This window comes from Bacillus sp. FJAT-22090 (genome assembly GCF_007676755.1).
In the GTDB taxonomy this organism is placed as follows: Bacteria; Bacillota; Bacilli; order Bacillales_A; family Planococcaceae; genus Psychrobacillus.
Map to the genome: position 1 here is coordinate 237395 of NZ_VEBK01000001.1, position 25771 is coordinate 263165.

General features: G+C 37.0%; 21 protein-coding genes and 1 pseudogene. 8 read left to right on the forward strand and 14 right to left on the reverse strand.

What is annotated here, in order from left to right:
• Positions 1-6 precede the first annotated feature (6 nt).
• Positions 7-780 (reverse strand): Cof-type HAD-IIB family hydrolase, encoded by a 774-nt coding sequence (locus FS486_RS01175; protein WP_144509422.1) that lies wholly within the window; start codon positions 778-780, stop codon positions 7-9.
• A gap of 280 nt (positions 781-1060) precedes the next feature.
• Between FS486_RS01175 and FS486_RS01180 the strand changes: the two genes are divergently transcribed.
• Entirely contained in the window at positions 1061-1270 is a 210-nt protein-coding gene (locus tag FS486_RS01180) for a DNA-dependent RNA polymerase subunit epsilon (RefSeq protein ID WP_144509423.1), read from the forward strand.
• A 3-nt stretch (positions 1271-1273) separates the two neighbouring features.
• Positions 1274-2941, forward strand: coding sequence for a ribonuclease J1 (rnjA, locus tag FS486_RS01185; RefSeq protein ID WP_144509424.1), 1668 nt, complete (start codon positions 1274-1276; stop codon positions 2939-2941).
• A gap of 75 nt (positions 2942-3016) precedes the next feature.
• Here the strand turns inward: rnjA and FS486_RS01190 are convergent, their stop codons facing one another.
• Together FS486_RS01190 and FS486_RS01195 are read right to left on the reverse strand one after the other, a co-directional pair.
• Positions 3017-3676, reverse strand: a complete 660-nt coding sequence (locus tag FS486_RS01190; RefSeq protein ID WP_144509425.1) for a potassium channel family protein — start codon at positions 3674-3676, stop codon at positions 3017-3019.
• Positions 3677-3754: 78 nt separating this feature from the next.
• Positions 3755-4204 carry a redoxin domain-containing protein gene (locus FS486_RS01195; RefSeq protein ID WP_144509426.1) on the reverse strand — a complete coding sequence of 150 codons (450 nt, stop codon included), beginning with the start codon at positions 4202-4204 and terminating at the stop codon, positions 3755-3757.
• 209 nt (positions 4205-4413) lie between these two features.
• On the opposite strand from FS486_RS01195, the gene FS486_RS01200 reads away from it, so the two are divergent.
• The 6 genes from FS486_RS01200 (at position 4414) to FS486_RS01225 (ending at position 10729) form a co-directional block, all read left to right on the forward strand.
• Complete coding sequence (locus tag FS486_RS01200; RefSeq protein ID WP_144509427.1) at positions 4414-4956, forward strand: helix-turn-helix domain-containing protein; 543 nt, start codon at positions 4414-4416, stop codon at positions 4954-4956.
• 15 nt (positions 4957-4971) lie between these two features.
• The gene (locus FS486_RS01205) at positions 4972-6078 is read left to right on the forward strand and encodes an ABC transporter ATP-binding protein (protein WP_186321305.1); all 1107 of its coding nucleotides are present in this window, start codon (positions 4972-4974) and stop codon (positions 6076-6078) included.
• Positions 6068-6889: an ABC transporter permease gene (locus FS486_RS01210; RefSeq protein ID WP_144509429.1), complete on the forward strand. Its 822-nt coding sequence runs from the start codon at positions 6068-6070 to the stop codon at positions 6887-6889. Before FS486_RS01205 ends, FS486_RS01210 begins: the two co-directional genes overlap by 11 nt.
• The gene (locus tag FS486_RS01215) at positions 6876-7679 is read left to right on the forward strand and encodes an ABC transporter permease (RefSeq protein ID WP_144509430.1); all 804 of its coding nucleotides are present in this window, start codon (positions 6876-6878) and stop codon (positions 7677-7679) included. The genes FS486_RS01210 and FS486_RS01215 overlap by 14 nt, the downstream gene beginning before the upstream one ends.
• Positions 7676-8749, forward strand: a complete 1074-nt coding sequence (locus FS486_RS01220) for an ABC transporter substrate-binding protein (RefSeq protein WP_144509431.1) — start codon at positions 7676-7678, stop codon at positions 8747-8749. The genes FS486_RS01215 and FS486_RS01220 overlap by 4 nt, the downstream gene beginning before the upstream one ends.
• 792 nt (positions 8750-9541) lie before the next feature.
• On the forward strand, positions 9542-10729 hold the full coding sequence (locus FS486_RS01225) for an MFS transporter (protein WP_144509432.1): 1188 nt from the start codon (positions 9542-9544) through the stop codon (positions 10727-10729).
• A gap of 97 nt (positions 10730-10826) precedes the next feature.
• Here FS486_RS01225 and FS486_RS01230 read toward each other — a convergent pair whose 3' ends face one another.
• The 11 genes and pseudogenes from FS486_RS01230 to cbpB form a co-directional block, all read right to left on the reverse strand.
• On the reverse strand, positions 10827-13430 hold the full coding sequence (locus tag FS486_RS01230; protein ID WP_144509433.1) for a VWA domain-containing protein: 2604 nt from the start codon (positions 13428-13430) through the stop codon (positions 10827-10829).
• Positions 13414-15171, reverse strand: coding sequence for a vWA domain-containing protein (locus FS486_RS01235; RefSeq protein WP_144509434.1), 1758 nt, complete (start codon positions 15169-15171; stop codon positions 13414-13416). The genes FS486_RS01230 and FS486_RS01235 overlap by 17 nt, the downstream gene beginning before the upstream one ends.
• 11 nt (positions 15172-15182) lie before the next feature.
• Complete coding sequence (locus FS486_RS01240; protein WP_144509435.1) at positions 15183-16058, reverse strand: DUF58 domain-containing protein; 876 nt, start codon at positions 16056-16058, stop codon at positions 15183-15185.
• Positions 16055-17047 (reverse strand): AAA family ATPase, encoded by a 993-nt coding sequence (locus tag FS486_RS01245; protein WP_144509436.1) that lies wholly within the window; start codon positions 17045-17047, stop codon positions 16055-16057. Before FS486_RS01245 ends, FS486_RS01240 begins: the two co-directional genes overlap by 4 nt.
• A gap of 12 nt (positions 17048-17059) precedes the next feature.
• Complete coding sequence (locus FS486_RS01250) at positions 17060-18460, reverse strand: hypothetical protein (protein ID WP_144509437.1); 1401 nt, start codon at positions 18458-18460, stop codon at positions 17060-17062.
• A 13-nt stretch (positions 18461-18473) separates the two neighbouring features.
• On the reverse strand, positions 18474-19316 hold the full coding sequence (locus tag FS486_RS01255; RefSeq protein ID WP_144509438.1) for an ABC transporter permease: 843 nt from the start codon (positions 19314-19316) through the stop codon (positions 18474-18476).
• Between the two features lies 1 nt (position 19317).
• The gene (locus FS486_RS01260) at positions 19318-20247 is read right to left on the reverse strand and encodes an ABC transporter ATP-binding protein (protein ID WP_144509439.1); all 930 of its coding nucleotides are present in this window, start codon (positions 20245-20247) and stop codon (positions 19318-19320) included.
• Positions 20244-22649: a hypothetical protein gene (locus FS486_RS01265; RefSeq protein ID WP_144509440.1), complete on the reverse strand. Its 2406-nt coding sequence runs from the start codon at positions 22647-22649 to the stop codon at positions 20244-20246. The genes FS486_RS01260 and FS486_RS01265 overlap by 4 nt, the downstream gene beginning before the upstream one ends.
• A 57-nt stretch (positions 22650-22706) precedes the next feature.
• Positions 22707-23582 carry a transcriptional regulator CcpC gene (locus FS486_RS01270; protein WP_144509441.1) on the reverse strand — a complete coding sequence of 292 codons (876 nt, stop codon included), beginning with the start codon at positions 23580-23582 and terminating at the stop codon, positions 22707-22709.
• 3 nt (positions 23583-23585) lie between these two features.
• A pseudogene (locus tag FS486_RS01275) lies at positions 23586-25057 on the reverse strand (MDR family MFS transporter).
• A gap of 62 nt (positions 25058-25119) precedes the next feature.
• Entirely contained in the window at positions 25120-25572 is a 453-nt protein-coding gene (cbpB, locus tag FS486_RS01280) for a cyclic-di-AMP-binding protein CbpB (protein WP_144509442.1), read from the reverse strand.
• Between the last annotated feature and the right edge of the window lie 199 nt (positions 25573-25771).

Here is a 25771-nt window from a genome sequence, read left to right on the forward strand (position 1 = left end):
ACTCCTCTAGATTAGTTTTAATTTCTTCATTGCGTTCACTAAACCATTTTCGGAAACATGATCCGTGACGAATGATGCATGTTTTTTTAACTCTTCCACCGAATTGCCCATCGCAACACCAGTACCTACATATTGAAGCATTTCTACATCATTTAATCCATCCCCAAAAGCAATTGCATCTTTTGGAGTTTTATGTAAGTAGTTTAGAAACAATTCAATTCCTTGTGCTTTAGAAACCCCTTTTGGTAGCACATCACACGACACGCGATGCCAACGGACAAACTTTAAATTTGGGAATGCTTTCTCATATTCTTTCTGTACTTCCATGTCACAAAAAATGAGTGCTTGATGGATATCATTAGATAGAAAGAAGTTTTCTTCCACTCTAGGTAATGCAAGTTTCAAAGAGGAAATGCTTTCGTAAATGTCTTCGTGGTCCGGTACATTGGAAACAAACTCTTTGTCATCCATATAAACTAAAGGCTGCTCACGCTCCATTGCAAACTCGGTTAAATGTTGAAGTTCCATAGTATCGATAATCCCTTTATGTATAATCTCTCCTTGAAATTGCACAATTTGACCATTGTAACATATAAACGAATCTATTTTAAGCTCATCCATAATAGATTGTGCTGTAAATGGTGCCCTGCCCGTTGCTATGACTACTTCATGTCCGTTCTCTCTTGCTGTTTGAATAGAATCTTTCACACCATTCGGGATGTTCTTATCATTATCTAAAATAGTACCATCAATATCTAAGAATAAAATTTTATTTACCATCAAAAAAACTCCAATCTGACATGTTAATTATTTGACTTTTCTGTTAGAATCCTTTACACATTTAAGAATTTTGTATATAATAGATTGTAAGGAGTGGGGTGCCATGTTGAAACGACTGAAAAGGAAATGGTTGAGACGGCTCGGCGGAATGCTCAGAAATAAAACGATCGCTTAAACATTTGCCCTTCAAAAAATGGAGGGCTTTTCTTTATTTTAAAGAAGTAGCGTGATAATATAAAGAGAATTGATTTATTTTGAACGTGAAAAAGGAGAGTATAAAATGATTTATAAAGTTTATTATCAAGAAAATGCACTAGAAGTACCAGTTCGCGAAAACACGAAAAGCCTATATGTAGAGGCAGAATCAGAGCGTGAAGTTCGTTCTATCTTAAAAGATCGCAAATACAATATCGAACTAATTCAGTTGCTTGAAGGTAATCATTTAGAATACGAACAAGCAAGTCCGAATTATAAAGTAGAAAAGAGATAACATATGAAATTTGTAAAAAATGATCAAACTGCTGTTTTCGCCCTCGGCGGACTAGGTGAAATCGGCAAAAACACGTATGGCGTTCAATTTCAAGACGAGATTATTTTAATAGATGCAGGGATTAAGTTTCCAGAAGACGATCTATTAGGTATTGACTATGTTATTCCAGATTACACTTATTTGGTAAAAAATGTAGATAAGATTAAAGGGTTATTTATCACTCATGGTCATGAAGATCATATCGGTGGTATTCCTTATTTATTGAAACAACTAAATGTTCCGGTTTATGGCGGGAAACTTGCTCTAGGCTTATTGCGCAACAAGCTAGAAGAACATGGCTTGCTCCGCCAAACTAAGATGAATGTCATCGAAGAGGATGATATTGTAAAGTTTAGAAAAACAGCAGTGAGTTTCTTTAGAACTACCCATAGTATTCCAGATGCATTTGGAATTGTTGTTAAAACTCCTCCAGGAAACATCGTTCATACCGGTGATTTCAAGTTTGACTTTACTCCAGTTGGAGAACCTGCCAACTTAACTAAAATGGCAGAGATCGGTCGAGACGGGGTTCTTTGCTTACTTTCGGATAGTACAAATGCGGAAATTCCGAATTTTACAATGTCTGAACGTAAAGTCGGAGAAAGTATGGATTCTATTTTCCGTAAAGTGGATGGTCGTATTATTTTCGCTACATTTGCGTCTAATATTCATAGACTTCAACAAGTGACGGATGCAGCTGTACAACATAACCGTAAAATAGCAGTTTTTGGAAGAAGTATGGACAACGCAATTACAATCGGTCGTGAACTTGGGTATATTACCGCACCGAAAGAAACATTTGTAGATACGAACGCATTAAATCGTTTACCTGCCAATGAAGTACTTATTTTATGTACAGGCAGTCAAGGTGAACCGATGGCAGCCCTTTCTCGAATTGCCAATGGTACACATCGTCAAATTCAAATCCAACCTGGGGATACAGTTGTATTTTCTTCTTCTCCAATCCCTGGAAATAGAGCGAGTGTCAATCGTACAATTAACTTGCTTTTCCGTGCAGGTGCAGAAGTAATTCATGGTTCCCTTAATAATATTCACACTTCCGGACATGGATCTCAGGAAGAACAAAAGCTAATGCTTCGTTTGATGAAACCAAAGTTCTTCATGCCAATTCATGGTGAATATCGTATGTTAAAAATTCATACGGAACTAGCGGTAGATTGTGATGTACTGCCTGAAAACACATTTATTATGGAAAATGGGGATGTACTTGCATTAAGTGCCAACGAAGCACATGTTGCTGGTCGGATTCCATCAGGCGATATTTATATTGATGGTAGCGGAATTGGGGACATTGGCAACATCGTCCTACGAGATCGCCGCATCTTATCGGAAGAAGGATTAGTAATAGTAGTAGTAAGTGCAGATATGGAACGAAAAAAAATTGTTTCTGGTCCAGATATTATTTCTCGCGGTTTTGTTTATATGCGTGAATCTGGAACAATGATAAATGAAGCACAACAAATGTTAAACAAACATCTTCGTTTCACAATTCAAGACAAGCCAGCAGAGTGGGCTGAATTGAAAAATGAAATTACCGATGTACTTAGCCCTTATTTATATGAAAAAACAAAAAGACGTCCAATGATCTTACCGATTATTATGGAAGTGTAGCATACATGAAAACAGAGCCCCCCGTTAAGGGGTGGCTCTGTTTTTTTATATTGATTTATCTTTTTGGTATTTGTCTTATGATAACACTTTCTTTTCGAAGCGATTGATATCTACATCTGCTCCGATGATTATTAGAACATCGTTTAACTGAAGATTCTCATCGGCTGGGGGTGAAACATTTATATTATTTCCACGTTTAACAGCTACAATGTTAATCCCATAACGAGCACGGATATCAAGGTCAATTAAAGACTTTCCAGCTATTTTTTCATTCACTTTGATTTCCATAATAGAATGTTCATCGGACAATTCTAGATAATCTAGTACATTGTTCGACAAAATATTATTCGCAATACGAATTCCCATATCCCGCTCAGGATGCACTACTTGGTCCGCACCAATTTTGCGCAATACTTTTTCATGGTAATCATTTTGCGCTTTAACTGTAATTTTCTTCACACCAATTTCTTTCAACATAAGCGTAGTTAAAATACTCGCTTGAATATTATCACCTATCGCTACAATTACATGCTCGAAGTTTCGAATGCCTAGAGATTTTAAAACAGCCTCATCTGTTGTGTCAGCTACTACTGCCTGCGTAGCAATCGGTGCAAACTCATCAACTCGTTCTGGTGTAATATCAATGGCCATTACATCTGCACCTTGATCGATTAACTCTCTAACGATACTTCCTCCAAATCGTCCTAAACCAATTACTACAAATTCTTTTTGCATTTTAGTGCCTCCTGCTTACTATTTAAGATGCACTAAGTTTACCATATCATTTCCGAAAATAGATACGGGTTAGCAGATTCATTTTTTCTGTTCTTTCATCAGGAGTATCAATCTTTTTTCTAACATTTTTAAACCATTCTCACCAGATTGTACGTGTCTAAGCAAACCTTTCTTATCAAACAAATAAAAAGATGGAACGATTCTGTTTTGAAATTTTTTCGTAACAATTAGTTTATGGTCTAAACATATTGGATTTTTCATATCCAAACGGTCAGCGGTTTGCCGTATTAGCTTATTGTTTATATCATCCTTGGATCGTGGCATATGAACCCCCACTAGTTGAAAGTTATCTCCATATACTTTTTTCCATTTGGAAATAGTCCCAAATATATTCTCGCATAAAGGACAACTAATGGACCAAAAGTGTACTAATATAGGTACTCCCCCAATTAAGTTTGCTTTCGTTACATGTCCATTCATCCACTCTAGGTCTCCTGAAAACTCAGGTAACTCCTCTCTTAATCGCAATTATTTCTCCCCTTTTTCCTTTTCGTCCATAGCTAGTGTATGCATTCTAAAAAAAACTGCTCCCCACAAATCCAATTTTTTTTTGAAATTATTTAAATAAGTTGTTAAAGTAAACTTAAAGTTGTGTTAAAATAAACTCTGTTTTAGAAAATGCATTCAGATCCAAACTAGGAAATAGCTCTTCATTTTAAAAAAGGAGGCTAATAATTTTGCAAATCGGAAAGAAAATTAAGAGATTACGTCTGAAGAAGGGTTTAACGCAAGAAGAACTAGGGGAAAGAACAGATTTAAGCAAAGGATTTATATCACAGCTAGAAAGAGATATAAACTCCCCTTCTATTGAAACGCTCTTTTCCATTTTAAATGTCCTCGGTTCTAAACCGAAAGATTTTTTTGATGATGAGCATACACGTACAAAAGTCGTTTTTGAGAAGGAAGAACAAACGATTTACGTTGATGAAGAGAAAAATTACAAACTGCACTGGCTAATTTCCGAGTCAAACGAAAATGAGATGGAGCCCGTTCTCATAACTCTAGGAAAAAAGGGTCAATTCAAACAATTCGAGCCCTCCCTTTCGGAGACATTTATATATGTTTTACAAGGAAGTGTAGAATTACTGCTAGGCAAACAACAATATTACGCTTCTACCGGAGAATCTCTCTATTTTGAAGCCGCAGATAATCATTTATTGAAAAATGCTGCTGACGAAGAAACGCAAGTCCTTTACGTCGTCACAAATTCTTATCTATAAAATTGGAGGTATATTATATTGGACACACCTATCATTCGATTTGAGAATGTCACTAAATATTACGATTCAGAAACAACTGTACTTACGGATATTAACTTTGAACTTGAACGCGGAAAATTTTACACATTGCTCGGCCCTTCCGGTTGCGGTAAAACAACTATTTTGCGATTGATCGCAGGATTTATGGAGCCTTCTGGGGGGAATATATATTTTAATGGGAAATTGATCAATAATGTACCTGCAAACGAACGTCAAGTAAATACCGTTTTTCAAGATTATGCTTTATTTCCACATTTAAATGTTTTTGAAAATGTTGCTTTTGGTCTTCGTATTAAAAAACTAGGAAAAAAAGAAATAGAACAAAAAGTTTTGGAAGCATTAAAGTTTGTTAACTTGTCAGGCTATGAAAATAGAGAAATTGCAGAAATGTCAGGTGGACAAAGGCAGCGTGTAGCTATAGCCCGTGCAATTGTAAATGACCCAGAAATCATTTTACTTGATGAGCCGCTTTCTGCACTAGACTTGAAGCTTCGTTCTGAAATGCAATATGAGCTCCGAGAGCTTCAACAACGATTAGGCAAGACATTCATCTTCGTCACGCATGACCAAGAAGAAGCCCTTGCAATGTCAGATGAAATATTTGTGTTGAATGCCGGTAATATTGAACAAAGTGGAACACCGATGGATATTTATGATGAACCAATTAATCGCTTTGTTGCAGATTTTATAGGTGAATCCAATATTGTTTCGGGCACAATGGTTGCGGATTTCCGGGTACGTATTGGTGGAAAAGAGTTTGAATGTGTGGATAAAGGGTTGAATCCAAATGAAAAAGTTGATATTGTTATTCGCCCAGAAGATTTAGAAATCACAGCCGTCGAAAAAGGAAAGATGAAAGTAAAGGTAGATACTCAACTGTTTAGAGGGGTTCACTATGAGCTTTCAACTTATGATGATGAAGGAAACGAATGGCTTGTCCATTCTACAAAAAAAGCAGAAGTAGGAGAATTTATAGGATTAGATTTCGATCCAGAGGCTATCCATGTTATGCGTCTTAATGAAACAGAAGAAGAATTCGATAAGCGACTAGAGTCTTACGGAGAAGATACATATGCAAACTAAAAATACGAAAACATTCTATTTAATACCTTATTTTGCTTGGATTATTCTCTTCGTCATTGCGCCAATTGCACTAATCGCTTATTATTCTCTTTTCGATTTAAGCGGAAATTTCACGTTAGACAATTATAAAAACTTCTTCACCTCTGTTTATTTAAAATTAACGATTAGCTCGTTTTGGTATGCATTTCTCATCACTTTATTCTCTTTAATCATTGCATACCCAACTGCTTATTTACTTACAAAGACAAAGCATAAACAATTATGGTTATTATTGATCATCATACCATCTTGGATCAACTTGCTATTAAAAACATATGCTTTTATTGGAATTTTTGGATTATACGGTCCTATTAATGCATTTTTGAATGTGTTTGGTTTCGGGGAAACACAAATTCTATTTACAGACTTTAGTTTTATTTTTGTATCTGTTTATATATTTATACCATTTATGATTTTGCCTATCTTTAACTCACTGGATAAGTTAAATCCGTCGCTAATTGATGCTAGTAGAGATTTAGGTGCATCCGCTTGGACAACTTTTTCGAAAGTTATCTTGCCGTTAACAACGAATGGTGTAAAAGCAGGTATTCAAGCGGTATTCATTCCTTCCCTCTCACTATTTATGATTACTCGATTAATCGCTGGAAATAAAGTTATTACTCTTGGTACAGCAATCGAGCAACAATTTTTAGTTACACAAAACTGGGGAATGGGTTCTACAATCGCAGTATTCTTAATCATATTTATGGTAATCGTAATGATTATTACTGGTCAAAAAGATAAGGGGGCTACTTCAAATGGAAAGAACTAGTAAGTCAGCAAAGCTATATTTAGCCCTTATTTTTATCATTTTATATGCACCTATCTTTTATTTAATTTTTTATTCATTTAATAGTGCTGGAAATATGAATAATTTTGAATCATTTACTTGGGAGCATTACGGTGCTGTATTTTCTGATACTCGACTCATTATGATTCTTATCAATACAGTAATCGTTGCACTTCTTTCCGCTCTTTTATCCACTATAATCGGTGTATTTGGTTCGATTGGTATTGTGTATATGCGGAACAAGTCAATACGAAATTCTCTCTTATCATTAAACAATGTATTAATAGTAAGTCCTGATGTAGTTATAGGGGCATCATTCTTAATTTTGTTTACAATGATTGGTGTAAAGTTAGGATTCGCATCTGTTTTGATTTCTCATATTGCTTTTAGTATTCCAATTGTTGTCTTAATGGTATTGCCGAAGTTGCAAGAGATGAATAGCTCCTTGATAGATGCAGCTGCAGACCTTGGAGCAACTAAAAGAGATATTTTGACACGCGTTATTATCCCATTTATTAAGCCTGGGATATTTGCTGGCTTTTTTATGGCACTTACTTACTCGCTAGATGATTTTGCTGTAACTTTTTTCGTTACGGGCAATGGATTTAGCACATTATCCGTTGAAATTTACTCAATGGCACGTGCGGGAATCACTTTAACGATCAATGCTTTATCTGGCATTATTTTTATCGTCACACTAATTCTTGTTGTTGGTTATTATTTTGTTAGCCAAAGAGGAAAAAACCCTGTTGGAATGGGGGCACGAAAATGAAAGACATTATGAGAGCGGCAATTGCCATCATAGTTGTGTGCATCGCATTATTTATAGTAAATGACTATCTAGATAAGTCTTCGGGAAAAGCAGGTAGTGATACTGTCACTATTTACAACTGGGGAGAATATATTGATCCAGATTTAATCGCTCAATTTGAGGATGAAACTGGTTATCGTGTGGTGTATGAGACATTCGATTCGAACGAAGCAATGATGACAAAAATCGAACAAGGTGGAACATCGTATGATATAGCAGTTCCATCTGAATACGCTATCGAAAAAATGAAAGAAAATAATTTACTATTACCAATCGATCATTCAAAAATTCCTAATATGAAAAATGTTGATCCATATTTTTTAGATTTGTCTTTTGATCCAAAAAATCAATATTCTATTCCTTATTTTTGGGGTACTGTAGGGATCGTCTTTAATCCCACCTTGCTAGATGGGCAAACATTTGATAGCTGGGATTCATTGTGGGACCCTACTTTAAAGGGAAAAGTATTATTAGTTGATAGTGCCCGGGAAGTAATCGGTATGGGATTGAATAGCTTAAACTATTCCTTAAACTCTACAGATGAAAAAGAATTAGCACAAGCTTCCGCCAAATTGCGAAAGCTTACTCCTAATGTCAAAGCAATTATTGGAGATGAAGTGACTCAACTAATGGTAAATGAGGAAGCTGCTGTTGCCCTTACTTGGTCAGGACAAGCCGCAGATATGTTGTGGGAAAACGAAGATCTAGACTATTCAGTTCCTGAAGAAGGTTCTAACTTATGGTTCGATAATATGGTAATACCTAAAACAGCTGCCAATATAGAAGGAGCACATGCATTTATCAACTTTATGTTAGATGCTGAAGTAGCCGCTCAAAATGCAGATTATGTTGGCTACTCAATTCCAAATGCAGCTGCAATGGAATTAATGGATGAGGAAGTAACATCGGATGAACGTTTTTATCCAACGGAAGAAACACGAGAACATTTAGAAGTATATAATAATCTCGGACTTGAAATGCTTGGCAAATACAATGAATTGTTTTTGAAATTTAAAATGGGCATGCATTAAGTAAATCGTAAGAAGTAAGACGCACTTTAGGGAAAGTGCGTCTTATTACGTTGACTAGTGATCGCTAAGATTTTCTCCGCTTGCGGACGCTTTCCGCCGGCCCACTCATCCGGCAGGAGTCGCCTCCATAAGAGAAAATCAAAGAAAAGTGCCTATCTCCCAGTATCGACTTGCTAAAAAAATTATCCCTTTTTTCATATGGGTAAATCCCATTTCCTTGGCCGCCTCGCTAAATCCAACTATTACGGAGTGGTTTTCCCATAATCGTATCCAAAAAATGGCTTAGCGCAACAGAATCGTCATGGAGAGCAACCAATTCGACGCCGAAAGCAACTAGATTACCCCGGAAAGCAACCAATTCACCCTCGAGAGCAACCAAATTTATAAAATGGAGTTACTTTACAATCAACGTTGAGTAATTGGCTATTTTAGTTAGCAATTTTGATGGATTGGAGCTTAAGGGCGACGTATGCAGTGGGATAAAGTGAGTAAGAGGAGACTTCGCAGGCGGCCGCGTAAGCGGATGGTGAAGGCTCATCACTCACCCCACGGAAACGTCCGTCCTGCAGCGGAAATCCTAGCAGACACTTCCTTAAGACTCACTATCCCAAAAATAAACAAACTAAAGCATAAAATAGTAAGTCCTCTTTTTATTAAATAAGGTGGATAATATACAGATGAGAAAAAACAATTATTAATAATTCGTGACGCGAAAGTTTTTATTCTTACATAAATGTGATAGAATCGATAGATGCGTGAATAAGAAATTGTAGAAAGCAGGAATTATATTATATGGCGAAGAAATCAAATCAATTTGCACTTTATATATTAATGTTTAATATGTTTATCGCTATGGCAGGTATTGGACTAGTTATTCCAGTTATGCCACAGTACTTAGAAACATTTGGTGTAGCTGGTCAAGCACTTGGATTTATAATAGCGTCTTTTGCATTAGGACAGTTTGTATTTTCACCTTTAGCAGGAGATTTATCAGATACTTTTGGACGTAAAAAACTAATTATGGTCGGATTAGTAATCTTCTCAGCATCTCAGCTATGGTTCGGTGTAGCGACACATGAATGGATGTTATATGCCGCACGTTTCATTAGTGGAATCGGTGGAGCTTTTTTAATTCCTGCAACGATGGCATTTGTTGCAGACATAACAACAATAGAAGAACGAGGAAAAGGAATGGGCTTCATCGGAGCATCCATGTCTCTTGGATTTATGATAGGACCTGCGTTGGGTGGGTTTTTAGCAAAAGTTAGCCTTACTTTTCCATTTTATATGGCTTCAATTGCTGCCATTCTTTCCGCTATAGTATCTTTTATCATCTTACCGGATATAAAGAATGCAGTTTCTGCAAATCCTCAAGTACAGAAAAAACGAGAAAATATACTTCTTCAGATGAAGAACTCTATGAAAACACCCTATTTTATGATGCTCATTATCATTTTCGTGTTTTCATTTGGAATTGCAAATTTCCAAACAACTTTTTCTTTATACGTTGACCATAAATATAATTACACTCCACAGGACATTGCTATTGTATTAACGGTCGGAGGATTTGTCGGTGTTATTGTACAAACTTTAGTGATCAGTAAATTATTTAAACGGTTTGGTGAATTGAACGTTATTTTAGTAAGCCTTGTAGGTGCAGCTTTATCATTATTGGCATTTTTCTTAGTTGATGGGTTCGCATTAGTATTGGTAATAGCTACTTTATTCTCCACTGCAACTACTTTAATACGGCCTGCAGTTAATACGGTCGTGTCAAAGCTTGCTGGGAATGAACAAGGTTTTGCTGCTGGCATGAATAATGCATATATGAGTTTAGGTAATATGGTCGGTCCAGCACTTGCCGGAATGTTTTTTGATATTAATATTAACTTTCCTTTTGTTATTGGCTCTATCATACTTTTATGTTCTGGGATCATTACGATTATTTGGATTCGAAAGAGGAACCCCATTATTATGTAAAAAACTGCAGAAAAACACCCGAGGAAAATATTCTTCGGGTGTTTTTCATATGAATGCAGTTGTTTAAATATACGACATTGTTGCCCTTAACTACTGTCTACCTTTTCTTTTTCTCTTTAACTAACTTTTCTACATTACTTGTACCGGTAGTTGTTTCTACGGAATTTTTCGTTTTCTCGCTATGTCTATTAAATGGTGCAAGTAATTGCCTAAAGCCAAATCTTCGGATTGTAATATCGATGAAAAACAATAGTAATGCAACTAGTATTAGCATCTGTTGAATCGATTGTTTTTCTGAACTACTCAAGTCCATTGGTCTAAATACTTCAGACGCTTCCGTCAGTATTTTACCACCAGTTCGACTCACGATCATCTCAAGTTTAGTTGTATCAGGCTTTTGAACCTTGTATTCTTCACTGTATGGTATAGAGATACCTGCTTGATAAACGGCGTCTTGTTCATTGGAGACCCGGAAAAACACAAGCCCTGGCTCACTCTCTACTGTCACCCTTGACTTGCCTGGCGCAAGTGGCTCAGATGATATAGGAAGTTCTTCTCCTTTTTCATTTACTGCGGCTACCTCGATAAAAGAAGATTTTCCAGAAGGATCTGTTACTGTATAACTACCGTCCCTAGCCTTTTGAATTGTAAAAGGTACTTCACTATAGGAGGGTAAAAGACGTGAAATAGCTGTATTCCAAAAGTCTCCCCAGTGATCCCATCGAGCGAAGTCACCGCTCCACTCTCCTGTTGAATCAGAAGTAAATGCAATCGTTCTTCCCAATCCATACATCCATTCCACTAATACTGGATCTTCTTTTTCACTTTCTGCAATGATTGATGCAGTTTGCTTTGGAGTTGTTGCAATATAAGCATTCATTTGTGGAACGCCATTTGTAAACAAACTCGTCCACGCGGCATCACCATAAATAATTGGATAGAAAGGATTGTCTTCAATATATGTTCTAGATATCATCGCAGTTTCCGTTGACATAATAGCAGGAATAGTCGATTCATCTGCTACATCATAAAAAGTACCTCCACCCATTTCTGCTAAGGTTTCTAATAATGCTCTATCCGCATCTTGACCTACTGCAACAGTTGAAACAGTGATTAAATCTTTTGCACCTTCTTCAATTAACGTTTGGTAATCATTATTAGTAGATGACTGTCCGTCCGTTAATAAAATAATATGCTTCCGCTGTAGCTTTAATGGAGCCAATTTTTCATAAGCTAAGGCAAGACTAGTATAAATTTCTGTACCTCCCCCTACTCCAACGGATAAAATCGTGTCCAATGCATCCTCCTTATTTGTAAGAGGTGCAGTCTCGATTATTTCCCATGGTCGATCATCAAATGCTATAAAACCAAGTGTATCTCCTTCGCGAAGCATTTCAACAGAACGGGCTGCTGCTTCTTTTGCATATTCAAATTTAGACCCGCTCATACTACCAGAGCGGTCCATTACGATTACTAAACCAAGAGAGGGCTGCTGATGCTTCCCTTTAATCTCCATCTCGACAGGTAATAGCTTTTCAATAGGTGTTTTAAAATATCCTCCTAAACCAAAACTATTATTTCCTCCCACCATCATAAAGCCAACCCCAAAGTTTTTCACCGCTTGCTCAATGACCATCATTTTTTGTTCCCCAACTACATGACCGGGAACATTATCAAAAATAATTGCATCATATCTTAAATAATTCGACAGATCAAACGGTAGTTCATTAGCGTCTATGACATCGGTATGAATAGCAGTCTGATCAATAACAGCAGGTATATTCGACCGATTCCCCTCATGCGTCACGATCAATAAATTTGGGGAACTTTCAACGTTTGTTACACTAGTAAGTTTGTTATTCTCTATCAATCCGTCGCCGCTAACAACAACTTGGACCTCATATTTTAAAAGCCCTTCCCCAGTAGATGCATTCCGAAATGTAAAGCTATTCGTACCTTGTTCGAGTGCAATTTGTTCACGAGACAACAGTTGATCATTTTGATAAAGCAATAGTTCGCCTTTTGTATTTGTTGTCGCTTCCAATTGGACATTTAGCTGTTGCTGTTCCCCTTCAAATGCGACTGGTGGTGTTTCAAAAGAAGTTATTGCAACGTCCTCAGAAGCCACTCTGTCTAGCTGAACGACATCGATCGTGACATTACCACCAGCAATCTTCACCAATTCATCCGATACGGATCCACTTGTCTCCAATCCGTCCGTAAGAAGGACGATGCGAGTAGCTTTAGTAGGTTCCACAACTCCAGTAGCAAGTTGTAGTGCTCGTGCTATATCCGTATTCCCAGGCGATTTCATCGGTGTGAAAACAGGTAAATTCACTTCTCCCGCTGTCAATGCCACTTCAGATTGGAAGTCTTCTGCAAATGTGTACACCCCGACAAGTTGGGAATTTTTTCGAGACGCTAAGCTTTTTTCAATCCATTCTGTCACTTGCTGATCCGTTCCTTGAACAGAAGCTGAGCGGTCGACTAGAAAAAGAACTTGTTCTTCTTTAATAGGTAATAATAGATATGGATTGGTCAATCCAAGAACTAAACAAAAAATGGCTAGCAGTCGAATAAAAAATACAACTTTTCCTTCATTCCGAAACCTTTTTTTATCTTTTTTCCACGTCCATATAAAATAAATAATAATCGGAACTACTAATAGTAGCCATAGTGGTTGGTCAACTCGTAAATCCACGTCGTCTTTGCACCTCCCACTCCAATACAAATAATAACAATAATATAAGCAATAAATATGGAACAAATGAATGTGCTGAATAACTTTCCTTCGATTCTATTTGTTGACCACTTACTTTGTAGGTCGTGCCTTTTTTAATCTCTTTTTCTTTTTGAGACAAAGCAACTGTGAAGTTTTTTTCGATATCATTTGAACGGAGTACGTATAAACCTGGTTTCTTCGGCGCTATGAAAGCACCTCCATTTTCAATGGAATATTCATACGAATCGTTCATCGTGTAAATTTCCCATTCATTCGTCGCACTTCCTAAAGATTGCGGCGTTCGCTCATTTGGTGCAAAGGTACCTAAGTACGTATTCCCTGAAGAAAGCTGTTCTTTGACACTCCACATAAATAACGGAAAAGAAGGATGAAGCGGCCAATCTGTCATTTGAATGTCAGATAACACTATAATATCTCCACGAGGTGAAACTTGGATAAAAGGTTCTTCTCCAACAGTGGCAATAGTTGTATATTCCTCAATAGGAGGATATACGCTACTGACATATATATCGGTTAGATTTGCAAACGAAAAAAGGGCGTGTTCACTAGTTTGTACGATACCATTTACTTCGTGTGCTGTAGTATCGTTCCTGCCGATGAATAAGGAAGGGCGTTCTAATTGATCAACGAGACCAAATTGATTGGTCACACGAATGCCCTCTTCCTTTAACAATGCCATTTGCTCCGTAGGTACACTGCTTACATCTATATCCATTGATTGGAAGGCGGTTCTAACGAGCGAATGCATTGCACTATCGACGAACACTTTCGATAATTGGTCTTGCAAATATACTGACATGGAATTATCCAATGCATACTGATCTTTTGCGTCAATGGATGCTTGTAAGAAAGAGGATTCGGATAGCTCATTAAATGATAAAGTGATTGTTTCATTCGCTGGAATCGTCACATTTTCTTTTACTAGCTCTTTTTGTTCATTCGCTAGCTCAAGTTCCGTTACTTGCTCCTGATCGGATTGATTTGCTAACTGGATTAATGCCGAAACACCGCTAGTCGTCTTTGTTGCCCCAAATCTTTTTATAGACAAATTAGATACTTCGGTTGTTAATCCTTTCACATTCCAACTGACATTTTCGTATTGTAATGGTAATTCCTTACGATCTAATACATCTGTGAAAACATAAACTGAGGTAGCTTTATTTTGAAAAAATGATTGTGCAAAATCTAATGATTTTGACATATTTTCATCTTCATAGCTGACTTCCAATTTCTCAATCTCTTTTTTTATTTGATTGATATCCGTTTCTCCGCGAAAAATCACAGTCGGTTGGTTTCCTGTTGTTATCATTGTTAACGGTTTGCCAGCTAGACTTTCCACTAGTTGTAGCATTTGTTTTTTATGTTCGGCAAAAAGGGTTGAAGCGTTCTGATTCACTTCCATTGTTGCAGAAGTGTCCACGACAAATACTACTTGTTCGCCGGCAAGCGCTTGCGTTTTCCAAAATGGCTGAAGTAAAGCAAGAACAAGCAAAAGCATCGCAATCATTTGCAAATAAAACAAAGCATTGCGCTGCAAATGTTGTAAATAAGGAGATGCTTTTGTTTCTTTCATCACTTCCTGCCAAAATAGAGTAGAAGAAACAAGCTGCTTAGCATACTTTTTTCGAAAGAAATAATAAAGCAATACAGCTATCGGAAAAATAGCTGTCCATAAAAATAATAATTGATTAAAACCCACGCATTCTCACCTCATTGCACCCAATTTGCACGTAATAGCTGATGAAACAATACATGCGAAATACCATCATCTGCATTTACTTGAAGTAATCTAGCTCCAAATTTATTACATAATAATTCAAGTCCATCTTGATGTAATTTTCTTTTTTGTTCATAAGATTCAAGAACTCTAGAAGACATGGATACATTTAACTGATGCGACGTTTCTACATCTACTACTTGCACATCTCCAGTATAAGAGGGAGTAAACTCCTCTTTAGTTATCACTTGCAATATTCGAATATCCCCTGCAAACTTCGGTAACTTTTTGAGCAATATCTCCCAAGATGCTAGACTTTCCAAGCAATCCGAAATGACGAACAATACAGTGCAATCTTTTGGCAAAAAGGTTATCGCATTTTCAGTAAATGGAGTAATCATGGCAGGTTCTTTTAAATCAGAAATAGTTTGTGTAAAAGCTTTCCGATACATCGCACCTTTACGTCTGAATGGTGGTTTCTTCTCATTAGTGACAGCAGAAAAAGATAGACGATCATCTCGCTGCAAAACGAGAATGCCTAGGGATACGGCAAGTTGTCTTGCAAAAGTCCATTTTAATGGTTCACTCATTGACTTCGTACAATCGAGTAAAATATGTACGCGCATTTCTTGTTCATCTAAAAATCGTTTGATGAAATACTTATCTGTCCGTGCATATACATTCCAATCTATTTGACGAACATCATCTCCGGGGCTATATTCCCTAAAATCAGAAAAATCAAGTGAAGCTCCAAAACGTTGGGAGCGATGAGAGCCTTTATGTTGTCCGCGCAATTTAGATTTTGTAGCGATGGAGAATCTACTAAGTTTACCTGCCCAATCTTTTGGCACCAACTGATTTATACTCATGCTGTTTGTCCCTGTTTAACCGTTTGTAATACTAAATCTACTAGTTCATCTGCTGTTTTTCCTTCTGCTTCTCCTTCATAGTTAAGCAATAAACGATGTCTAAGGACTGGCTTAGCTACAAATTTAATATCCGCTATGGATACATGATAGCGTCCAGCAACTAGGGCCCTGGCTTTTGCAAGTTTAATAAGGCTTTGTAAACCACGTGGTCCACTACCATACTGAACATATTGGGCAATTTCGGGAATAACGGCTGCCTCTGGATGTGTTGCAGCCACAATATCTACTGCATACTCCAACATATCTTCTGCTATGAGAACTTCTTTTACCATTTGCTGTGCATGTACAATCTCTTCTGCATTCATTATTTTATTCAATTCAATTGTTTGACCACTTGTCGTTCTTTTTGTAATTTCCATTAGTTCTTCTTTTGTTGGGTAAGAGACAAGAATTTTACATAAGAAACGATCCATTTGTGCTTCTGGTAAAGGATAGGTCCCTTCCATTTCTATTGGATTTTGGGTAGCAAGTACAAAAAAAGGTTTATCCATTTGTTTTGTTTCGCCAAGCACAGTTACTGTTTTTTCTCCCATTGCTTCTAACAAAGCACTTTGGGTTTTCGGAGTAGCGCGGTTTATTTCATCCGCTAAAACCATTTGACTAAAAATAGGTCCCTTTTGAAAAGTGAATTGCTGTTTTCCGTTTTCTAAACGTTCAATCATACTCGTACCAGTAATATCAGAAGGCATTAGATCTGGTGTAAACTGTATACGAGAGAAAGATAAGTCCAATACTTCCGAAATAGTTCGGATAAGCATCGTCTTACCTAACCCAGGTAATCCTTCTAACAAAGCATGACCATCTGCAAGAACGCAATATAAGGAAAATTCCACTGCTTCTTTCTGTCCCACTATAAAGGTACCAATTTCCGCTCGTACTTCTTCTAATCGCTTACTTATATTTACATAATCTTCTGTTGTAAATGTCATCATTGTCCTCCTTTATTCATTGTTTTCAACTGTTGAAAAATAATCTTGAACGATTCGTTGTAGGTCTGAAGGTAGTTGCATGCGTTCAGAGCTTTTTATATAAGATTCGGCATACTCATTCACAACTTCTTCGTATGGTTTGGCTGACCCTCGAGTTACTGGTACTTCACCAGGCTGCTCACTTGCTGCCTCCCCCTCTCCCAGCTTTCCTCCATCAATAGAATTATCTCCAATCCCCCCGATTCTTGAAGGGATGGAAAGTAGGTCTCTTCCACCAGAGCCCGTACCTGCTCCAGAGCCTTGGCCGTTTCCTTGTCCTTGACCTTGACCTTGGCCTTGTCCTTGACCCTGGCCCTGGCCTTGACCCTGGCCCTGGCTTTGGCCCTGGCCCTGTCCTTGGCTTTGACCCTGTCCTTGGCCTTGGCTCTGTCCTTGGCCTTGACCTTTTCCTTGGCCCGTTTGGTTCTGACCTTGATTAGCGCTCTGTTGTTGACCATTTCCTGAACTCTGATTATTATTCGTACTTGAATTACCTTGAGCTAGCCCATTCGATGTAAACGGGAAGGATTTACCCATCTTACTTAAGGCAGTTTGAGAAGATGCTATACTTTTCGAAAGAGTATTACTTGCATCATCTAAAGAAGCCAGTTCTTTTTGATCATCCGTACTTAGCGATGATTCTGTTGATCCTTCTTGTTTAGCAAGCTCTTTCTTTTTTTCTAGTTTCTGTTCTTGTAAAGCCAATTCTTTTTGTTTTTTTACTAGCTCCCGTAATGCTTCTTCAGCAGTTTCTACGTCTTTTAGTTTTTCTTTTAGTTCCTTCACATCTTTTTTGACAGAATCCGCTAATTCTTTTTTCTCTAACTTCTCTACTTCTTTTTTTATTTTACTAATAATTTGATCTTCTTTTTCCATATCCTTCGCTTCCAATTGGGTAACTGATGGAAATGCATATAAAACAAGGACTGCAGCTAGTGCAATGGCAAATCCGATAATCCATGTTGGCTGAAAATAATGTTTCTTTCGCAATTTAAATTGCTCAAAGGAAGATTTGCTGCTTTTCTCGGCTTTTTCCAGCAATCCCTGGATAAGAGTGGACTTTTCATGTAAGAACGAAATAGCGGAAATTAATAAATTATCTGGATAGAAAGAATCTAGTTTGTGGAGGGCTTCTTCTTTCGATGGTCTTCTCCAGAATGCAAACAGTATTACTGCGACAAAAACGAAACTTCCAGAAATTATCGCAGTACGAATATAATAAGGAAAAACAAATAGTCGAGAAACAAGTAGAATAGCACCGGTAAAAGTGAAACCATAAAACAATGCCGCTTGAAGCATCCTAATATAATGTTCTATCGCTAAGCCGCGTCTAGCTTTCCCGATATAACGAATCAATTTATGTGGGCTATTCATTCTAACTTCCTCCTCATTTCGAACGCTTCATGTTTACACGTAATTTTTTCACAGCAATTAATATAGATAAAATCGTTATGCATGCATAGAAAATGGTATACCCTGCCCAAATAGGAAAATCCACATTAGTTGATTGAGTAATAAAGCTATCTGAACCAGGAGAAATTAGCGTAAGCATTAAGACAACTGGGTTTATACTTGCAAAAAAGTGACCAAGCGGTGATGAAGTTAATGTACCAGTCGCCATACTATTCATACCAGTTATCACAAGGTAGATAAACCCCGTTACCGCAGTGAAAAAAATCATTGTTCCGTAAGTTGCAATCATTGCCACAATCGTTTTACGAATGATGGTAGAGAACATAATTCCAATTCCACCAATTGCAAGCATTGTCAAAAAGAAAAACAAGAAGATAATTCCAAGCTGACCAGGGGATACACCACCAAAAAGGAAAACTAAGCTGTATATTGGTAATCCAGCCACTAACAGTAAAAGAAGAAATGCAATCGATGATGTTAGTTTGCCTGTAATAATTTGAAATGAACTTTGAGCAGTCGTAAGCAAAATATTTAGCGTTTGCTTTTCTCGTTCTGAACTTATCGCACCTGCTGTTAACCCAGGAGTGATAAATAGAATAAGCCCCAATTGGATATAAGTAAGCATAGCAAACATAAAAAAGCTTTCGTCTGGACGGAAATAACCTGTTCCAGTAAAAGAAGTAGTAAGCATGATAAAGCCAAACACAAATATACACATTGCTATTAGATAAAAAAGAATACCCGTAAAACTTTTTAGCGAGCGAAAACGAAGTTTGATTTCTTTTATTAACACAGGATTAGAAAATGCTTGCTTCATCCTATTTCGCCCCTTTCGTAATTTCCATAAATACATCTTCCAGATCCGTTTCTGTTTCGGAAAAAGAAATAATTTTTAAAGGTTGATCCATCGCTTTTTTCAATAAAGCTATTTGATCCTCTTCTGTTCCTCTATAGTTGAATGTAATCACATTTTTCTCTGTGTCGATTTCCACTTTTGAAGCAAACGGATCCTCTTCAAAAAAGGCGGCAGCATTTTCTAACAGTCCCTTAATCTTTACGGTTATATGTCTTTCACCAGCAAGTTGTGCTTGAATTTCTGCCACCGAACCATGGGCAATCAGTCTACCGCCATCAATCACACCTATTTCATCACACATTTCCGCAAGCTCAGGCAAGATGTGAGATGAGATAAGTATCGTTTTGCCCATATTTTTTAACTGTCTTAATATATCTCGCATTTCGATGCGGGCTCTTGGATCTAATCCAGAAGCCGGTTCATCAAGGATTAATACTTTCGGGTCATGGATGAGGGAACGTGCAAGGCATAACCGCTGTTTCATTCCACGAGACAGTAAATCTACATATTCATATCGTTTATGTGTAAGATTAACAAGTTCCAAAAGCTGGGGTATTAAAATCTTTCGATCTGCTTCTGAGATTCCGTAGCTTGCTCCATAAAAGTCTAAATATTCATTTGCCTTCAACTGATCATACACTCCGAAAAAGTCAGGCATATAGCCTATTTGCTTGCGAACTTCTTGGGCATGGGTTTTCACACTTTTTCCATTCACAAATGCTTCACCAGAAGTTGGTTGCAGCAAGGTTGCTAATATCGAAAAAGTAGTGGACTTTCCAGCTCCGTTCGCTCCAACAAAGCCGAATACAGTTCCTTCTTCCAATGTTAGGTGCAAATCGTTCAGCGCATAAAAAGAGCCATATTTTTTCGTCAATCCTTTAATTTCTATCATTGCTTAACCTCCCCTTTTACCCGCACTTCTGGAAGTCGTGTATATGCATCATTTTGAACCGATTTTTTATGCAATTTATAATATACTTCTCCTTCATCGTTTATATAGTCTTGGATATTTTCTGTTTTGGTGAATCTGCTTTCGTCTATTTCTTCGAAGCTTTGCGTTGCAATATTCCAAATTTCTATTGTATGCGAGTTTCGATCTGTATTAGCAATTTGTAATTGCGTCCAATTTACTTTATCTAGCGGGATTGTATTAGGAACTTTCCAATATACATTATATTCGCCATCGTCTAAGTACCATTCTAAACTGTTATTCATCACCGGTTCCATATACTTTCCATATTCATTCGTATTCACATTTACGGTAAACATATTTGCAGGTAACACGAATTCCCCAGCAAAGATTGTATCGGCTGTAAAAGGCTGAATTAGTAAATGAAGGGTAGACATCTCTACTTTCTTATTTTTTAATTCAACCGGTAGTATGTTATCCTCTACCAAACCTGTGATTACAGGAGCAGTTCCTGTCTGGTCGTACATTAAACTAGCACTATATAAAGATTGCTTTCGTTGCTCCAGCAGATCATCTATCGTTGCCGTATTCATACCATAATTGCTATTCATATATGGATTAGAAATAGGCATCAACATAACTGCACCTAGCTCTTTATTTACTTCTAGCTGTTCTCCTGACTTAAGATCGCCCAATTTGATCAATTTACTTCCAGACCAAACGGAAACTTCTTTTAAAGCAAAAGGAAAATTATTTTGAACTGTACCCGTTAACTTACCTGCTTCTACCTGGAGTTTCACATCAAAATCCCCTACATCTGAAAGCTGTGTTTCACCAAAAAGAGAAGAAACCGACCAATATCCTACATCCCGAAAAGTTAACTCACTGTTCGTAGCACGTTTTTCCATAATAGCGTTTTCATATACATTTGGTGTTTGCCCAGTAAATGAATTATTATCTCTCTTTGCTACCATCGTTGTTGTTGTAGGTGACTGGAAAGTAAAATCTCCACTTTTGTTACTTAAAATAGACTCTGCATAATAGCCATGCAAACTTTTATCTTCATTCACATGTAAAAAAGAGGACTGTTGCACCTGTGGACGTGCAATTCGGTCTTTTGCTCCATAACCAAAAATAGCTGCAGAAGCAATAATCGCAGTGAGTGGAATAATTCCCCAAGCATATTCTCTTTTGTCTTTTCTTTTCAAAATAATATATAAAAGAGGTCCGACAATAATCATATAAACTACTACTATCCCGATCATCAATGGAGTTGAAACTTTAAAGGAGCTAAACAAAGAGTTCGTATTGCCTAGATCATACACAAGCTGGTCTTTCGTGTTATATCCATACATATTCGGTGTATTTTGAATGGAGATTGATTGTAAAATAGTAGCCATTAAATCACTGTAAACCGGGTCTTTCGCTAATGGTTCATCTCCAAGTGAAAATGTAGTTTGGATAATGGAACCGCTACCCATTTGCTTTTTTCCAGCTATTATTGTTCCATCCAAATCGAATAACCGCGTAGCACCTTCGTTCAATGTGGAATTATAAACGTTTAAATCATTTGTCAATGTATTATTTGCGGTGAATGCTCGCATTTTATCCGCAGTTAACGTTTGAGTAGTCGATTGTAAAGTTAACGGCAAATAATTCCCTAGTTTCCCTAGCTCCGCAGCTATATTCTCTGAAGCACCTACAACAATATTCCCGCCTGCGACAACGTAGTCAATAAGTGCTTGTTGCTGCTTTTCGGCTAAATCCGCTAAGACGAATTCATCTAAAATAATATAATCCGCCATTTGCCATGCTACTGCATCTGTTGGTAACGAAAAATTGTTTAATTGAGCAACGTGGATTACTTCGTCATTTAATTGATTGGGTTGCTTTATTTGATTCAATACTTTTAGTCTATCTGCACTGTTAGTTAAGGTTAAGTAAAAAATAGTTGTTGTATCGTAAAAATTTGTTCTTAAATTTTTCGTTCCTTTAAAATCGATTGATTTTCCTTTTTCCCATCCACCTTCAAAAAAATGAATAAGTTGAACATTTGCCCCTTGATACATATAATCTTCGCCTAATCCAGTCAGAGCAACTTGGACAGTTTTCGTTTCACCTGCTCCAATTTCAAATGGAATTGCTAGAGCATTTCCAAGATTATACGATTCTACCGCGTCTAAAACGAGGTCTCCGGAAAATGCATCCCCTTTATTTTCAACTGTTAATGTAACAGGCAGCCCTTCCCCGTACTTTGCTTTCCCATTAAATCCAGTCGTAACTTTAACATTTAAGTTTGGAGCGGCTAATACAGTAAGCGTTGGTAATAATAAATAACAGATGAAAAATACCGAAATAACCAACGTTAGCTTTCTAATATACATAATTTGTCCCCCTTTACCTCTATATACATTAGTACGATAATGACAGACGGAAGTTCCTTATCGAAAGATCTGTGCATGGTCTTTTACAATATTGACGAAGGCCTCTACTTGCGGAAGCTCAAATGCTGCGTCATAACCAATAAGCCAAGTGTCTCTGGTTAGTTCGAACTGTTCCTCATTATTAGTTAAAGGAATTTTATGGACATCTTCCTGACCAGTCAATGTGATGGAAGGCAAAATAGCATAACCAATTCCATTTAGTGCCATTTGCTTACACGTCTCAATTTGATCTACCGTTATTTGCCTTTTGGGATTACTCGAGAAATGTTTTTGCCACCATTGTTGAATTTCCTGATAATAATTAGAATCACTTTTAAACTGTATAAAGGGTTTATCCGTCGTTAGCACGTCGTCTATAGACGTCATTTCTTTATCCACTAAATATAACGTATCACGAAATAGATGTATTTTATTCCCTTTCCAATCGGTTTGTCCCCTTACAATCCCGATCTGTGCATCACCATCATAAATGGCTTTTACAATTTCAGAGCTCCATCCAGTAAGAAGCGAGACCTTTGCTTCTGGATACGTCTGTACAAAATCCTTAAGTACTTTAGGCAACCAATTTTGCCCTACAATAGAAGCACATGCAATTTTCAATGTACCATGTACTTTAGACGTTAAAGATTGAATAGCTTCATATAATTCTTCTTTTTGGTGAATCATATTAATAGCAAACTCTATGACCAACTCCCCTTCTGGAGTAGCGGTCAATCCTTTTTGGGAACGTAAAAATAGTTTTGTATTCCATTCTTTTTCGATTGATTGAAGCCGTAGAGAAAGTGCTGGCTGGGACAAGAACAAACGCTCAGCTGCTTTTCTCATATTTTGTTCTTCTGCCAGTACTTTAATAATGAGAAAATCGGAAGTCATAATTTATAGTCCTTTCTTTTTCGGTATCCTAAATACAAATAAAAAACTTAATACTGCAAACGTGAAAGATGCAAGAAATACAGCATGCAACGCATTATCTAAGCCAATTTGAAAGAATGAAAGCTGCTCGAATGAAAAGAGCTTGCGAGCTTCTGCATCTAGTAATTTATCCACAATGTCTAACCCATAGGAGGATTTAGCATCTTTCAAGTAATTTCCTAACATTTGATTGACAATCATACCAAGCAGTGCCGCTCCTACTGTATTTCCAAAGTTCCTCATAAATATATTACTAGCAGTTGCCACTCCTCTTAATTCATGATTTACTGCCCCTTGGATCGAAACAATGAATGGAGTACTCGTTAACCCCATTCCGATTCCCACTAAGAAACTGCACCCTGCCACTAAAACAGGTGAAAGCGTCGCATGAATAAGTAAAAAAGAAAAAGTCCCCCCCAATAAAAATATGGTCCCAACTAAAGATAGCTTAAATGCACCAAACTTTGGAAGTAATCTACCAGCAACTGTAGAAGCGAGAGGCCACCCGATCGACATAGTTGTTAAAGTGAAACCTGCCACTATCGCCTTTTGTTCCATTACACCTGTTACATACATTGGCAAGTAACTGGATAGACCTATTAAAATAACCCCAGTAAAAAAAGAAATAATATTTGCATATAATATCGTTTTATTTTTCCAAATAGAAAGTGGCATAAAAGGCTCTGTTGCTTTTTGTTCCCATTTTATGAACAGGTAAAAACAGACTCCAAATATAATCAATAAGCCAATACTAACAATGGAAATCCAAGAAAATGTTTGTCCACCTTCCACTAGCCAAAATAAGAGGGACGATAAAATAATCGTTAACAAAATCGCACCTTTATAGTCTATGGATGGCTTGTTCTTTTGAACCGGCTCATGTAAAAACAAAGCGATTCCTATCATCGCAATAATCCCTAATGGAATATTAACCCAAAATACATATTTCCAACCTATCGTTTCTACCAATATCCCTCCAATTGCTGGACCCGATACTGCCGAAATACCCCAAACACTAGACAAATATCCTTGGATTTTCGCACGTTCTTCTCCTTGGTAAATATCCCCGATAATAGTTGTTGCGATAGGTTGGACTGCTCCAGCACCTAACCCTTGGATAAGACGAAAAATAATAAGCTGTTCCATAGAAGTTGCAAATCCACACAAAAAGGAACCAATTAAAAAGAGGCTGACCCCAATAAAAAATATTTTTTTCTTCCAAATAAATCCGCTAGTTTTCCGTAAATCAAAACCGTTATAGTGCTCATGAGCAAATATGCAGAAAAAACCCAGCTATATCGTGTAAATCCACCTAAATCAGACGTAATGCTTGGCATGGCAGTAGCGATAATAGTTGCTTCCACTGCACTCATAAACATCGCAAGCATAACAGCTATCAACACAAATGGTCGTTTCGTTGTTTTGTTCTTCAACATAAATCCTCCTAATAAGAAAAAGAAGGCCTTCAATAAGGCCCCCTCTGGTTGGTTGTAAATAATTATACTTGAGTTTCTTGTGTTTGGTATAAATACTTTTTCATTTGTTTTAAAATAACTCTTCGTGTTAGGATTCCTAAAAATGTTCGTTCATCATCTATCACACACAGATAAGGATTATTCACTAGTAGATCCAATCCCTTTTGGAATTTTTCTTTAATGTGAATAACAGGTACATCTGTCTTCATAATATCGTCTACTTTTAAATCGGGTAAACGTTCATATTCAATATGTTCTAATCCTAAAATTTCATCTGTTATTTGTTGAGTACTTATTAGTCCATGTAATCTATATTTCACATCTAGTACCGGGATAGACGAATATCCCGTTTTAGTTAAAACTAATAATGCGTGTTCTGCATTATTTCCTAGTTGTACATGTGCTACTTTTTCTGCGGAAATAATATAATCCTCGATTGGGATTTGTAAAAAGTCTTTACTGCTGACAAATATCATAGCATTCTACTCCTTTGTTTGTTTCCATTTAAAGAAAACATAACCTATGAAACTATGATAGCATACGAACGGAAAAAAAGACTATGGAATCGCTTACAATTATTTATATTTTTTTATGGCCGGGACATGCACATACGTTTGATAACATAAATGGATAAGCATTATAGAGATAAAGCGTCGTAAACGGTGTGCGCTTGGA